The sequence below is a fragment of the Enterobacter sp. Taxon_8 genome (genome assembly GCF_058354585.1).
In genome coordinates, this window is record NZ_CM177989.1 from 164,211 (window position 1) to 178,362 (window position 14,152).

Here is a 14,152-nt window from a genome sequence, read left to right on the forward strand (position 1 = left end):
TTTTGAAAGTGGGTAACCATAACGCTAGCACCGTGCTGGTGCAAATCGGGTGGTGTGGTCGGATTTGTTGTTTTATAGGGCGAGAGTGGGTTTGTGTAGTGAATAGTTCTGGAGCTCCTCCCCTCTCCCCATGGGGAGAGGGTTAGGGTGAGGGGGATGATCTACTGATTCCCCGCCCAGACGACCATCACCTTATCGCCATCATGTTCACGTACGAAGCCATATCCCTCTTTCAGCGACAGCGTGGTTTGTTTGCCTTCACCTATCGCCGGGTGGCGGGCGCGGAACTGACCCAGCGTTTGCCAGTGGGCGACGGTTGAGGCCTGCTTGCCCGTAACGTCCTGCCAGTTCATATCCGAACGGGTGCCCTGCAGCGGGTCGGAGCCTGTTGGCCCGAATGGACGCTCAGACTCATCCCCGTAATAGATTTGCACGCTGCCCGGCGCCAGCAGGAGCAGCTCCGCCGCGCGCTGGCCCCCTTCGCGGAACAGACGCGTATCGTGTGATGAGAGATAGCTCAGCACGTTGAAGTTTTGCAGCTTTTCCGCCATCTGCTGCCAGGTGAGATCCATATCGGCCAGGCAATCCACCGCTTTTGCCGCCTGTTCCTGATAATCAAAGTTGATCATCGCATCGAAGCCGTGGCGGTAATAATCGCTCTGCATGACGCCGTGGCCCCAGGATTCCCCGGTCATCCAGAACGGTGCGTCGTCGATCTTTTTGTCCGGGTGAGCGCCTTTCCAGGCAGCCAGCGCCTGGCTTGCCTGGTCTTTCAGCTGTTGCCAGGCCGCAAGCTCAACGTGTTTCGCTGTATCCACCCGAAAACCGTCGATGCCGTAGTCACGTACCCACTGGCTGAGCCAGTGGGTCAGGTAGTCGCGCGGGGTATAGCCCGGAATCGCTTTCGCGTGGGTATCGGGCTTGTATTGATAGAAATTGGGCAACCCGGAAGGGACGGTGGATTCCGTTTTCAGATCGGGTAAAAACGCCAGCGACATTGTTAAATCATCAAAACCGGGGTTGTCGTAATCACCGATGTCGGTGCGGATCCACTTTTTACCCCACCATTTTTCCCATGCGGCTTTATCGCCGAAGTTGATGTAGTCGTTAAAGCTGTGCCAGCTTTGTCCCGCGCCCGGCTTCCAGTCCGTCCAGCGTTCTCCCAGCGTCTTTTTCAGCTCGTCACCCTGCAGGTACAGGGCTCCAAACTGATACTCCTGCATGTCTGCAAGCGTGGCATAGCCAGCGTGGTTCATAACGATATCGAACAGAATGCGGATCCCGCGCATGTGCGCTTCGTCGACAAGATGGCGTAAATCATCTTCGGTGCCCATGTTGGCGTCGAGTTTTGTCCAGTCCTGGGTGTAGTAGCCGTGATAGGCGTAGTGAGGAAAATCTCCTTTGGTGCCACCGCCGACCCAGCCGTGGATCTGCTCAAGCGGGGAGCTTATCCAGAGCGCGTTCACTCCCAGCTGCTGTAAATAATCGAGCTTGCCGGCGAGCCCCTTGAGGTCGCCACCGTGGAAAGTGCCAATCTCCTGCATGCCGTCTTTATGGCGACCGTAGCTGTTGTCGTTACCCGGGTCACCATTAGCATAGCGGTCGGTCAGCACAAAATAGACGGTGGCATTTTGCCAGCTAAACGGCGCAGGCCTGTCGGTTTCGGCGCGCTCAAGCAGCAGCAGGCCGTTACTGTTGACGGCTGGCTGCAGAGTGATGTTTCCATTCTGCACCGTCGTCGTCTGTTTACTGTAGTAGTCGCGCACGACGGAGCCTTCCGGGAAGGTATGGCTGACGTCCAGCGTCAGCGGCTTACCGTCCCACTTCGGACACTGACGGATGACGTTTGCAACCGGCTGTTCTGCGGCGCTCTGAATCGTCAGCAGCAGGGTGGGCGTGCCGGAGCGGGTATCAATCCGCATCTGGTATTCACCGTCGCGGAAAAGGCGCCACTGCGGCGGCGTGCCGTCACAGGGCTTGAGCGACAGCATCTCATTGAGTTTTATCGCACCTGTAGGCTGCCAGCACGTCTTGTCAAAACTCAGCGTAAGAGGACGCGTACCCTTCGCAAGCTTTGCCTGGCTGGTGAAGACCCCGGTGCCTTCGGCGCTAAATGCGCTAAACCCTGGCGATGACCAGTCGGCATGCGCCAGTGCGGGTAACATCAGAAAGGCTAATGCGGTACGTTTCATTCCTTTTTCCTGTCGCGGCATTTTTGACCAGTGTGCCATCAGGCGAGGGGCAAAAACTCATCCCCTGTCGGTTTCTGCCAGGAGGATGCGTGAGGATGAGTGATCTCGCGCAAAATTAGGTAGTTATCTGCGATAGCGCACACAGTTTTTGTGGAATGATGATTTTATGAGCAAGTTTCAGGTGACATAGTTTCGGAATTGGACTATTTCTATACGTGCTCTTGAAGTCTATTTTTGATATGATTTGAGATTCCGCTCTCAAATTTGTGAAAAAAATAAGGTGTTAGGATGATTACATCCGACCAGGAGACCTAATGATATCGACTCCCATTCGACGATATGGGGCTGCGATACTCATGTTACTCACCACGGCATTTTCGGGTGAGGTGCTTGCGAAGACGCACACGGATACAACGAGTAAGAAAGCCCACGTAATAAAGACGACAAGTAGTAAGGTTAGCAGTAAACAAGAGTATTCTCGCAATAGTGCAAAGAGTAGTTCACTTCCTGATTTGCGAAAATACCCTTCCGGAACACCAAGGAAAAAAGCGTTTCTCCGGACGGTAATGCCTTACATCACGAGTCAAAATGCCGCGATTACTGCGGATCGTAACTGGCTGATTTCCAAACAGTACGATAGCCGCTGGTCGCCATCCGAGCGCGCGCGCCTGAAGGATATCACGAAGCGCTACAAGCTGAGCTGGAACGGTAACACGCGTCGTGTGCCGTGGAATGCTCTCCTTGAGCGTGTGGATATCATCCCGGGCAGCATGGTTGCGACCATGGCTGCTGCCGAAAGCGGCTGGGGGACTTCTAAGCTTGCGCGTAGCAACAACAACCTTTTCGGCATGAAATGCGTGAAAGGCCGTTGTACTAATGCGCCGGGCAAAGTGAAAGGCTATTCGCAGTTTGAATCCGTGAAAGATTCCGTTAGCGCCTATGTGGTGAATCTGAACACGCACCCGGCCTACTCATCGTTCCGTAAATCACGCGCTCAGCTGCGTAAAGCGGACCAGGAAGTGACGGCCAGTACGATGATCCACAAGCTGAAAGGGTATTCGACGAAGGGACAGAGCTATAACAACTATCTGTTTGCTATGTACCAGGATAACCAGCGCTTAATCGCCGCCCATATGTAATCTCAAAAAAACGCCTTCCACCGGAAGGCGTTTTCTTTTCTAGATCAGCACCTCGCTGTGGCGATCCCGATACTCTTTCGGCGTGGTGTCATACTCTTTGCGAAACACCGAATAAAAATATTGCAGCGACGGGTAACCGCACATCTGCGAGATTTCGTTGATCGACAGCGATGTGGAGATGAGCAGGCTGCGTGCTTTCTCCAGCTTTTCAGCATGGATGACGGCATGAATAGTTTCGCCCACCTCTTCTTTAAAACGCTTCTCCAGATTCGAACGCGAAATACCCACCGAATCCAGCACCTGATCGACCTTAATCCCTTTGCAGGCGTGGTTGCGAATATAGTGCATGGCCTGAATGACGGCCGGGTCGCTTAAGGAGCGATAATCGGTTGAACGACGTTCTACGACGCGAACAGGAGGCACCAGCAGGCGCTGAAGCGGCAGAGATTCTTTATCGAGCAGGCGATGCAGCAGCTTCGCCGCCTGATAGCCCATCTGACGAGTGCCCTGGGCAACGGAGGAAAGCGCCACGCGGGACAGATAGCGGGTCAGTTCTTCATTATCAATGCCAATCACGCACAGCTTTTCGGGCACCGGAATATGTAAGTGTTCGCAGACCTGCAGCACGTGGCGCGCACGCGCGTCCGTTACGGCAATGATACCGGTTTGCGGCGGCAGCGTTTGCAGCCAGTCAGCGAGGCGGTTTTGCGCGTGCTGCCAGTTTTCCGGCGCGGTTTCCAGCCCCTGATAGACCACGCCGCGATACTTCTCCTGCACGACCAGCTGGCAAAACGCGTGTTCACGCTCAACGGCCCAGCGCTTGCCGCTGGTGGCGGGTAGGCCGTAAAACGCAAAGCGGTGGACGCCTTTCTCTTTTAAATGGAGAAAGGCGGCCTCGACCAGGGCATGGTTATCGGTGGCAATATAGTGAACCGGAGGATAGTGTTCGGGCGAATGGTAGGAGCCGCCGACGCCCACAATCGGAACGTCGACGTCGGTCAGCAACTGTTCGATGACGGGATCGTCATAGTCGGCGATGACGCCATCGCCCAGCCAGTCTTTGATGTTCTCCAGACGGGTGCGAAAATCTTCTTCAATAAAAATGTCCCATTCAGATTGCGACGCCTGCAAATATTCACCAACACCTTCCACCACCTGACGGTCGTAGGCTTTATTGGCATTGAATAACAACGTAATGCGGTGACGCTTTTCAAACATGGCTCACTTCCCAATTAAGTCACAATACGGTTATCAGGCCCGTCGCTTGGTGGCCGAGTCCATCCAGACTGCGAGTAAAAGAATGGCCCCCTTGACGATATACTGCCAAAACGTCGGGACGTCCATCATACTCATCCCGTTATCCAACGACGCCATGATAAATGCCCCCATGACCGCGCCCGCCACGCTCCCGATACCCCCTGCGAGGCTGGTGCCGCCAATGACGCAGGCGGCGATAGCATCCAGCTCGGCGATGTTACCGGCGGAGGGAGAACCGGCGCCCAGACGCGAGCTGAGGATCAGCCCGGCGATAGCGACCATCAGGCCGTTAATGGCGAAGACCGCGAGTTTGGTGCGTTCGACGTTAATACCCGAAAGCCGAGCAGCCTCAAGGTTGCCGCCAATGGCATAAATACGGCGGCCAAACGCGGTGCGCGTCGCCATAAACATACCGCCCAACAGTAAAAGTGCCAGCAGCAGGACGGGTGTCGGGACACCGCGGTAGTCGTTTAAAAGCCAGATGGCGCCCAGCACAATGACCGCCGTGAGCGCCTGACGCCCCACCACCGACGTTGACGCCGGAGAAGCGAGCCCCAACGCCTGACGGCGCATGCGTCCACGCCACTGCCATGCGACAAACGCCAGCAATCCCACCACGCCGATGGAAAAGCCCACGCTATCTGAGAGGTAACTCTGGCCAATCTGCGACATGGCTGCACTGGTCGGGGAGACGGTGGTGCCGTTAGTGATGCCGATTAAGATCCCGCGGAAGGCCAGCATCCCCGCCAGGGTGACAATGAACGACGGCACTTTACGATAGGCTACCCACCAGCCGTTCCAGGCCCCCAGAACCAGACCCAGCACCAGCGTGACCGCTACGGTCAGCGGCAGAGGCCAGCCGAGCCATACGTCAAAAATCGCCGCCACGCCGCCGAGAAGTCCCATCATCGACCCGACCGACAGATCGATCTCCGCGGAGATAATCACGAACACCATGCCCACGGCCAGGATGCCGGTGATGGCGGTCTGGCGGAGCAGGTTGGAGACGTTTCGCGCGCTTAAGTACGAGCCATCGGTCATCCAGGTAAAGAACAGCATGATGACGATAATGGCCGCGATCATCACGAAGACCTGCAGGTTCAGCGCTTTTAGCCCTGCGAACGCACCGGGCGTCGGAACGGCGACTTTGATCTCAGACGGATTGCTTTTCGACATGACGTTCGCTCCTTAAAGCGGCTTCCATCACCTGCTCCTGCGTCAGGTTCTGGTTAATCAGGTTGGCTTTCAGTTTCCCCTCATGCATGACCAGCACGCGGTCGCTCAGGCCGAGCACTTCGGGTAACTCAGACGAAATGACAATGACGGCAATCCCTTGCTGTACAAGCTGATTAATCAGTTTGTAGATTTCATATTTGGCACCGATATCAATCCCGCGCGTCGGTTCATCAAGGATTAATATGCGTGGATTAAGCAGCAGGCAGCGCGCCAGAATGGCTTTTTGCTGGTTGCCGCCGCTCAGGCGACCAATCGCCAGTTCCGGAGAGGAGGTTTTGACCTTGAGACGGGCGAGTGACTGGAGGATGCACTGTTGCTCTGCGGCATCGTCCAGGCTGCTCAGCGCGCCGGAGAAGCGATCGAGCGCCGCCAGCGTAATGTTTTTCCCCACCGCCATGACCGGCACGATGCCGTCTTTTTTACGATCTTCCGGCACCATGGCAATGCCGCGGGCGATCGCCTGCTGGCAGTTGTCGATTTTCACCGGCTGGCCGTCGATATAAATCGTGCCCTCCCAGCGCCCCGGCCACACGCCAAAAAGACACTGTACGGCCTCCGTGCGCCCGGCGCCGACTAACCCGGCAATACCGAGAATTTCGCCGCTGTGCAGAGAAAACGAGACGTTATTGACGCGCCTGATGTGGCGGTTAACGGGGTGCCACGCGGTCAGGTTTTCCACGCGCAGCACTTCATCACCTTTGGTGTGAGGCTCATTCGGGTAGAGCGCCGTCAGCTCGCGCCCTACCATCATGGTGATGATGTCATCTTCGCTCATCCCGGCGGCTTCACGCGTGCCGATGTGCTGCCCGTCGCGGATCACGCAGATGGTATCCGAAATGGCTTTAACCTCGTTCAGCTTGTGTGAAATGTAGATGCAGGCGATGCCGTGGTTTTGCAGATCGCGGATGATATTGAGCAGAACCGCGGTTTCCTGTTCGGTGAGCGAGGCTGTAGGCTCATCAAGGATCAGCAGCCTGACCTGTTTATTGAGCGCTTTCGCTATTTCGACCAGCTGCTGTTGCCCAAGGCCCAGGTCGCCCACGCGGGTATCCGGTGAAATGCTGAGGCTCACCTGCGCCAGCAGCTTTTCACAGCGGAGCGTCATGGTGTCGTAATCCAGCACGCCGTGGCGGGAAATTTCGGCCCCGAGGAAAATGTTCTCCAGCACGGTGAGATGCTTCACCAGCGCCAGTTCCTGATGGATGATGGCGATGCCTTTACGTTCGGTATCACGAATGTGAGTCGCCTGGATAACTTCACCGGCAAAGACGATTTCGCCTTCGTAGCTGCCGTGCGGGTAGATCCCGCACAGCACTTTCATCAGCGTCGACTTGCCCGAGCCGTTCTCGCCACACAGCGAAACCACTTCGCCGGGGTTCAACCGGAGGCTGACGTTATCGACGGCTTTCACCGTGCCGAAGCGCTTGGTGATGCTTTTCATTTCAAGTAAATAAGGCATAACTGCTCCACATAACCCGAGGGAAGAACAGTACAACGTGATGCGCCCCCGCAGAGCAGGGGCCGCGCCGGATTACAGTTCGCTCTTCTTGTGGAAGCCGTCTTTAATGACGGTGGCGTCAATGTTCTCTTTATTGACTTCAATAGGGGTGAGCAGGCGAGCCGGAACGTCTTTCAGTCCGTTATTTAGCGTTGCGTCTGCTTTAGGCTGCTTGCCATTGCCCAGTTCCACGGCGATTTCCGCCGCCGTATTGGCAAGCTCGGTAATCGGTTTGTAGACCGTCATGGTTTGGGTGCCTGCGATGATGCGTTTTACGCCAGCCAGATCGGCATCCTGTCCTGAAATGGCGACTTTACCGGCCAGCCCCTGTGCACTCAGGGCCTGGATAGCACCGCCTGCGGTGGCATCGTTGGAGGCCACAACCGCATCAATTTTGTTGTTGTTGGCCGTCAGCGCGTTTTCCATAATCTTCAGCGCGTTTTCTGGCAGCCAGCCGTCGGCCCACTGATCGCCGACCACTTTAATTTTCCCGTTGTCGATGTACGGTTTAAGGACTTTCATTTGCCCTTCGCGGAACAGCTTGGCGTTGTTATCCACCGGAGAGCCGCCCATCAGGAAATAATTGCCCTGAGGCACTTTGTCGATCAGGCTTTGCGCCTGTAATTCCCCGACTTTTTCATTGTCGAACGAAATATAATAATCTATGTCCGCATTATTAATCATGCGGTCATAGGCCAGGACTTTAATGCCTTCCTGTTTGGCTTCTTTCACCACGTTACTTAATACCTGGCCGTTATAGGGGATAATGACCAGCACATCGACGCCACGGTTAATCATATTCTCAATCTGCGACATTTGTGTTTCTTCGTTGCCGTTAGCCGACTGAACAAACACGCTGGCGCCGAGGGATTCTGCTTTTTTAACAAAAATATCGCGATCTTTTTGCCAGCGCTCCAGGCGCAGGTCGTCAATCGCCATGCCAATTTTGACCTCTTTGGCATGTCCTGCAAAGCTTGCAAGGAGGAGCGTAGCGCAGAGCGTTAGAGTCAGGTTCTTTATCTTCATAATTATTAGGCCTTTTTGTAGGGGTATGTGTTGCTGAGATAAAAGAAACATTCACTGCTGGGACGCAGCAAATTTTTAACGCGGAAAGGCGGGCTGGCAATTACAGATTTTTATCTTCGCATTATGATATTTGGTTTATTTCTGAATTTATGACCGCGATCGGATTTTAAAATACGTAACGTCTTAATTACATTTGATTCTGGAATATGCGCCGAAAAATAGTTTGTCTGCGCATTATTTTGCGAGCCAGCGCACAGTTGTGCATTCTCTCAATAGCAGTGTGAAATAACGTAATTGAGCAACCCAAAATGTCTATTCACTATTACTCCTGTATCAACGACTCGCCGCATACCCTGATTATGGAGCTCAATATGCAAGCTTATTTCGACCAACTCGATCGTGTTCGTTACGAAGGCCCGAAAACGACCAATCCTTTAGCATTTCGTCACTACAACCCGGATGAGCTGGTGCTGGGTAAGCGCATGGAAGATCATCTGCGCTTTGCCGCCTGTTACTGGCATACCTTCTGCTGGAATGGCGCCGATATGTTCGGCGTGGGCTCCTTTGATCGCCCATGGCAGCAGCCGGGTGAGGCCATCGAACTGGCAAAGCGCAAAGCCGACGTTGCGTTTGAGTTCTTCCACAAGCTGAACGTGCCGTACTACTGCTTCCATGACGTCGACGTGTCGCCGGAAGGCGCATCGCTGAAAGAGTATCTGAACAACTTTGCACAGATGGTGGATGTACTGGCAGCAAAACAGCAGCAAAGCGGCGTGAAGCTGCTCTGGGGCACGGCAAACTGCTTCACTAACCCACGCTACGGCGCGGGTGCGGCAACCAACCCGGATCCGGAAGTGTTTAGCTGGGCGGCCACGCAGGTGGTGACGGCAATGAACGCCACGCATCAGCTGGGCGGCGAAAACTATGTCCTGTGGGGCGGACGTGAAGGCTATGAAACCCTGCTCAACACCGATCTGCGTCAGGAGCGCGAGCAGATTGGCCGCTTTATGCAGATGGTTGTCGACCACAAGCACAAAATTGGCTTCCGCGGCACGCTGTTGATTGAGCCGAAGCCGCAGGAACCAACGAAGCATCAGTATGACTACGACGTGGCGACGGTGTATGGCTTCCTGAAGCAGTTTGGTCTGGAAAAAGAGATCAAAGTGAACATTGAGGCCAATCACGCCACGCTGGCGGGCCACTCTTTCCACCACGAGATCGCGTCTGCGATTGCGCTGGGCATCTTCGGCTCGGTCGATGCGAACCGTGGCGACGCGCAGCTGGGCTGGGACACCGATCAGTTCCCGAACAGCGTGGAAGAGAATGCGCTGGTGATGTACGAGATCGTCAAAGCGGGCGGTTTCACCACCGGTGGCCTGAACTTTGACGCCAAGGTGCGTCGCCAGAGCACCGACAAATACGATCTGTTCTACGGCCACATTGGCGCGATGGACACCATGGCGCTGGCGCTGAAGGTGGCGGCACGTATGATTGAAGACGGCGAGCTCGATAAACGCGTGGCGAAGCGCTACAGCGGCTGGAACAGTGAGCTGGGCCAGCAAATTTTGAAAGGGCAGTTATCGCTTGCGGACATCGCGAAGTACGCTGAACAACATCAGCTGGCGCCGCAGCACCAGAGCGGGCACCAGGAACTGCTGGAAAATCTGGTTAATCACTACCTGTTCGATAAATAACAGCATCCAGGCCCGGTACGCGGAAGCGACACCGGGCATTTCTGTCAAAGGAGTCACCGCAATGTATATCGGGATCGATCTGGGCACATCGGGTGTGAAAGCCATCCTGTTAAGCGAGCAGGGCGAGGTGTTAGCAACGCAGACAGAAAAGCTGCAGGTTTCACGTCCGCATCCGCTGTGGTCGGAACAGGACCCGGAGCAGTGGTGGCAGGCAACGGATCGTGCAATCAAGGGGTTAGGTGAACAGCATTCTCTGCGTGACGTGAAAGCGCTGGGGATTGCCGGGCAAATGCACGGTGCAACCTTGCTGGATAGCGAGCATCGCGTGTTGCGACCCGCCATTCTCTGGAACGATGGCCGCTGTGCGGAAGAGTGCGCGCTTCTTGAGGCGCATGTACCCACGTCTCGTGAAATTACCGGCAACCTGATGATGCCCGGCTTTACTGCGCCCAAACTGCTGTGGGTGCAGCGACACGAGCCGGAGATTTTCCGTCAGGTGGCGAAAGTTCTGTTGCCGAAAGACTATCTGCGCTTTCGTATGACGGGCGATTTTGCTTCCGACATGTCCGATGCCGCAGGCACGATGTGGCTCGACGTGGCGAAACGCGACTGGAGCGAGGCGATGCTGGATGCTTGCCATCTAACCCGGGAACACATGCCCGCGCTGTTCGAAGGTAGCGAGGTAACAGGCTCGTTGCTGCCGGACGTTGCGGAACGCTGGAATATGCCTGCCGTACCGGTGGTTGCCGGGGGCGGTGACAATGCCGCGGGTGCCGTGGGCGTCGGCATGGTTGAGGCAGGTCAGGCGATGCTGTCGCTTGGAACCTCTGGCGTCTATTTTGCCGTCAGCGATGGGTATCGTAGTAATCCTGAAAGCGCTGTGCACAGTTTCTGTCATGCGCTGCCAGGAAAATGGCATTTGATGTCAGTGATGCTGAGTGCAGCGTCGTGCCTGGACTGGGCGGCGAAGCTGACCGGGATGGCCGATGTTCCTGCGTTGATTGCCGCAGCACAGCAGGCGGATGAAAATGCCGGTACCGTCTGGTTTTTACCGTATCTTTCCGGCGAACGTACGCCGCACAACAACCCGGAAGCGAAAGGGGTGTTTTTTGGCTTAACCCATCAGCATGGTCCGGCAAAACTGGCGCGTGCAGTTCTGGAAGGGGTGGGCTATGCGCTGGCCGACGGGATGGACGTGGTGCACGACTGCGGCCTGAAACCGACGAGCGTCACCCTGATTGGCGGCGGTGCGCGAAGCCCTTACTGGCGACAAATGCTGTCGGATATCAGCGGGTTGCAGCTGGATTTCCGCACGGGAGGGGATGTTGGCCCCGCGCTCGGCGCCGCGCGTCTGGCGCAGATAGCCATTCATCCGGAACAACCGCTTTCACAACTGCTGCCGCAGCTTACCCTTGAGCAGGCGCATTTCCCGAACGCGGTAAACCATGCGCGGTACGCGGAAAGGCGCGCGGTATTCCGTAAAATCTACCAGCAGCTGCTGCCGCTGATGTCGTAAATACGCTTGTCCGGGAGAGGCACGAGGATGTCCTTTTTTGGTCTGTGCGTGCCTTCCTTTCCTTGCCAGTATGGTGTCACACCCACCGGCGAGGAGATCCATCATGTCACGTATTGCACTCATCAATATTGATACTCAGCAGTCCTTCCATCACCGCAATTACTGGCAGGAAAGCGAGATCCCTGCTTTTCAGCAGGCGATTCTGGGGCTGATTGATGGCTGCCAGGCACGTAATATCCCGGTCGTTGATATTTTTCACGTGGATGAAGACGGTCCTTTCACCCTGGAAAGTGGCTATGTCAAACCGATGGCCTTTTTACGTCATCAGCCGGATGTGGTTTTTCAGAAACACGTCCATAATGCCTTCACGGATACCGGGCTTGACCGCTGGCTGCGCGAGCGTGATATCAACCAGCTGATTATCTGCGGCATTCGCACTGAACAATGCTGTGAAACCACCGCCCGGGTGGCATCCGATCTGAGTTATGCTGTGACCTTTGTAAGCGAGGCGACGCTGACGTTTCCCATGACGTACAAAGGGATAACCCTTAGCGCAGCGGAAATTCGCCACCGTACCGAAACGGTACTGTCCGGGCGTTTTGCCGAAATTAAAACGGTAGCGGAGACGCTGGAGTCACTGTAATGAGCATCGACGTCTGGTTCGTCATGTTGCCCGGGGTGCTGTCATTAGATATGACGGGCCCGGCAGAGACCTTTGTGCTGGCTGGCGACGCGTTTCGTCTGCATTACATTGGGCCGCAACCGGACGTTCCGACGTCGATAGGCCTGACGATGAGCGGCATTCAGCCGCTGCCGGAACGTCTCCCGGAAGGCAGCCTGCTGGTGCTGCCGGGGGTGAGCGACTCCCGCTATCAGTTTTCGACACCACAGGCGTTACGGATACAGCACTGGCTGATGCGCCTGCAGCCGGCCATTCAGCGCCGGGATATCACGGTGATGTGCGTCTGTTCAGGGGCGCTGCTGGCGGCGAAATCGGGTCTGCTGAACAACCGGCAGTGTACAACCCACCATGACGTTATCAGCCGTTTACGCACCGCAGCCCCCACGGCGACAATTAAAGAAAACCGCATCTTTGTGCAGGATGAGAACATCTGGACCAGCGCAGGCATCACGTCGGGCATCGATCTGGCGCTGCATATGATTAACCGCCTGTGCGGTCCCGAAAAGGCGCTGGCCGTGGCGCGTGAGATGGTGGTCTGGTTCCGCCGTTCCGGTGACGATCCCCAGCTCTCCCCGTGGCTGCGCTACCGCAATCATCTTCATCCGGCGATCCATCGGGCGCAGGATGCGCTCACCGCCGAGCCGCAAAAAGCGTGGAGCTTGCCTGACATCGCCGCGCTGGCGCACGTCAGCCCGCGCCATCTTACCCGGCTTTTCCAGTCACATTTAGGCATTAGCGTTCGCGATTATCTGGAGCAGCTGCGTCTGGCGGTGGCGGAGCAGTGGCTATTGCAGGGGCGAGGCGTGGAGCAGGCTTCGCTGGCGGCAGGGTTTTCCTCCCCGCGCCAGTACCATCGCGCGCGGCAGCGCAGCGTTAGCTGACGAAGCGGCGAACGTCTATTTTTTGCAGCAGCATCGACAGCAGCAGGCTGATCGCCAGCGTGGCGGCAAAAATCCAGACCATATCCAGCACTGGCCAGGTTTTAAGCTCGACGCCTCGTGTCCGAAGCGCGTGGATCACCAGCGCGTGAAAACCGTAAATCCCGAGAGAGTGTCGTGAAATGACGCTCAGTACGGGAAGGGGACGCGCATTCAGGGTGTTTTTGGCGAGCGTGAGCAGCGATACGGCACAGATAAAGACCATCGGCCCGCAGTAGAGATACCAGGTATCGGCAAAATTGCCGCGCCACTGAAGCTCGTACAGCGTCCCACGTGAAATCACCGCCACGCCAGCGATAAACAGCGCCCCGCAGAGCCAGTTCAGCCCGCGTTTTTGCGTGTCCATCATCCCGATGGCGCGCCCCAGCATGCCGTAAAGCACGTAGTAAAAGGTATCGCCGTTGATATAGAGGTTCACCGGCAGCCACTCAAACCCGTCGATTTTCTGCGAAACCGTATTCGGGTTGGCGATGATGCCAATCACCACCATCAGGGCCAGGAGCATTTTCCCGCTGACGTTTTTCACCTGAATGAGCGGGGAGACCAGATAGATAACGATAATGGCGAAGAAGAACCACAGGTGGTAGAACACCGGTTTTTGCAGCACGTATTTCAGCGATAGTCCGGCGTTTATTGAGGTAAACAGGGTGATATAGAGCAGGGCAACGGCGCTGTAAAACCCCAGGCAGGCCGCAATGCGGATGAAGTGCCGCGGCTGAGCGCTGCGATCGCCAAAAAAGAGAAAGCCGGAAATCATAAAGAACAGCGGCACGCTGACGCGCGACGCAGAGTTGAGAATATTGGCGATATCCCAGTTAACAGGGCTGATGCTGTGGGCATTCGTGACGTACCAGGTCGTCGTGTGGATCATGACCACCATCAGACACGCTATTCCTCGCAGGTTATCAATCCAGTTAATTTTTGACGGCATCAGTTCCTCGTATTCCCTGTAAAGTGAGTGTGACTCCCATTGT

General features: G+C 55.9%; 11 protein-coding genes. 5 read left to right on the forward strand and 6 right to left on the reverse strand.

The features are described 5' to 3' along the window. Window positions 1-161 precede the first annotated feature (161 nt). On the reverse strand, window positions 162-2,192 hold the full coding sequence (locus AC4IBF_RS00770) for an alpha-amylase (RefSeq protein ID WP_133293537.1): 2,031 nt from the start codon (window positions 2,190-2,192) through the stop codon (window positions 162-164). A gap of 314 nt (window positions 2,193-2,506) precedes the next feature. Between AC4IBF_RS00770 and AC4IBF_RS00775 the strand changes: the two genes are divergently transcribed. Beyond that, entirely contained in the window at window positions 2,507-3,331 is an 825-nt protein-coding gene (locus AC4IBF_RS00775) for a protein bax (protein WP_111964332.1), read from the forward strand. Between the two features lie 39 nt (window positions 3,332-3,370). On the opposite strand, the gene xylR is transcribed toward AC4IBF_RS00775, so the two are convergent. From xylR to xylF, 4 genes are all read right to left on the reverse strand, one after another. After that, a complete protein-coding gene (gene xylR, locus AC4IBF_RS00780; RefSeq protein ID WP_371899134.1) occupies window positions 3,371-4,549 on the reverse strand; it encodes a D-xylose utilization transcriptional activator XylR in 1,179 nt (392 codons plus the stop codon). Between the two features lie 33 nt (window positions 4,550-4,582). Next, window positions 4,583-5,764 (reverse strand): xylose ABC transporter permease XylH, encoded by a 1,182-nt coding sequence (xylH, locus tag AC4IBF_RS00785; RefSeq protein WP_133293538.1) that lies wholly within the window; start codon window positions 5,762-5,764, stop codon window positions 4,583-4,585. After that, window positions 5,742-7,283 carry a xylose ABC transporter ATP-binding protein gene (locus AC4IBF_RS00790; RefSeq protein WP_115876672.1) on the reverse strand — a complete coding sequence of 514 codons (1,542 nt, stop codon included), beginning with the start codon at window positions 7,281-7,283 and terminating at the stop codon, window positions 5,742-5,744. The genes xylH and AC4IBF_RS00790 overlap by 23 nt, the downstream gene beginning before the upstream one ends. Before the next feature lie 72 nt (window positions 7,284-7,355). Next, complete coding sequence (xylF, locus tag AC4IBF_RS00795) at window positions 7,356-8,348, reverse strand: D-xylose ABC transporter substrate-binding protein (RefSeq protein WP_133293540.1); 993 nt, start codon at window positions 8,346-8,348, stop codon at window positions 7,356-7,358. 371 nt (window positions 8,349-8,719) lie between these two features. On the opposite strand from xylF, the gene xylA reads away from it, so the two are divergent. The 4 genes from xylA (at window position 8,720) to AC4IBF_RS00815 (ending at window position 13,121) form a co-directional block, all read left to right on the forward strand. Beyond that, a complete protein-coding gene (gene xylA, locus AC4IBF_RS00800; RefSeq protein ID WP_127732712.1) occupies window positions 8,720-10,042 on the forward strand; it encodes a xylose isomerase in 1,323 nt (440 codons plus the stop codon). A gap of 61 nt (window positions 10,043-10,103) precedes the next feature. Beyond that, entirely contained in the window at window positions 10,104-11,558 is a 1,455-nt protein-coding gene (gene xylB / locus AC4IBF_RS00805; RefSeq protein ID WP_491463110.1) for a xylulokinase, read from the forward strand. A 103-nt stretch (window positions 11,559-11,661) separates the two neighbouring features. Beyond that, the gene (locus tag AC4IBF_RS00810; protein ID WP_248175444.1) at window positions 11,662-12,201 is read left to right on the forward strand and encodes an isochorismatase family protein; all 540 of its coding nucleotides are present in this window, start codon (window positions 11,662-11,664) and stop codon (window positions 12,199-12,201) included. Beyond that, window positions 12,201-13,121: a GlxA family transcriptional regulator gene (locus AC4IBF_RS00815; protein WP_491463111.1), complete on the forward strand. Its 921-nt coding sequence runs from the start codon at window positions 12,201-12,203 to the stop codon at window positions 13,119-13,121. Before AC4IBF_RS00810 ends, AC4IBF_RS00815 begins: the two co-directional genes overlap by 1 nt. On the opposite strand, the gene AC4IBF_RS00820 is transcribed toward AC4IBF_RS00815, so the two are convergent. Beyond that, complete coding sequence (locus tag AC4IBF_RS00820; RefSeq protein ID WP_133293544.1) at window positions 13,114-14,109, reverse strand: acyltransferase; 996 nt, start codon at window positions 14,107-14,109, stop codon at window positions 13,114-13,116. The genes AC4IBF_RS00815 and AC4IBF_RS00820 overlap by 8 nt on opposite strands. Window positions 14,110-14,152 lie beyond the last annotated feature (43 nt).

Bases quoted from the DNA above. Each gene is read 5' to 3' on its own strand.
- AC4IBF_RS00770 (WP_133293537.1), bottom strand. From the start codon at position 2,192: ATGAAACGTACCGCATTAGCCTTTCTGATGTTACCCGCACTGGCGCAT.
- AC4IBF_RS00775 (WP_111964332.1), top strand. From the start codon at position 2,507: ATGATATCGACTCCCATTCGACGATATGGGGCTGCGATACTCATGTTA.
- xylR (WP_371899134.1), bottom strand. From the start codon at position 4,549: ATGTTTGAAAAGCGTCACCGCATTACGTTGTTATTCAATGCCAATAAA.
- xylH (WP_133293538.1), bottom strand. From the start codon at position 5,764: ATGTCGAAAAGCAATCCGTCTGAGATCAAAGTCGCCGTTCCGACGCCC.
- AC4IBF_RS00790 (WP_115876672.1), bottom strand. From the start codon at position 7,283: ATGCCTTATTTACTTGAAATGAAAAGCATCACCAAGCGCTTCGGCACG.
- xylF (WP_133293540.1), bottom strand. From the start codon at position 8,348: ATGAAGATAAAGAACCTGACTCTAACGCTCTGCGCTACGCTCCTCCTT.
- xylA (WP_127732712.1), top strand. From the start codon at position 8,720: ATGCAAGCTTATTTCGACCAACTCGATCGTGTTCGTTACGAAGGCCCG.
- xylB (WP_491463110.1), top strand. From the start codon at position 10,104: ATGTATATCGGGATCGATCTGGGCACATCGGGTGTGAAAGCCATCCTG.
- AC4IBF_RS00810 (WP_248175444.1), top strand. From the start codon at position 11,662: ATGTCACGTATTGCACTCATCAATATTGATACTCAGCAGTCCTTCCAT.
- AC4IBF_RS00815 (WP_491463111.1), top strand. From the start codon at position 12,201: ATGAGCATCGACGTCTGGTTCGTCATGTTGCCCGGGGTGCTGTCATTA.
- AC4IBF_RS00820 (WP_133293544.1), bottom strand. From the start codon at position 14,109: ATGCCGTCAAAAATTAACTGGATTGATAACCTGCGAGGAATAGCGTGT.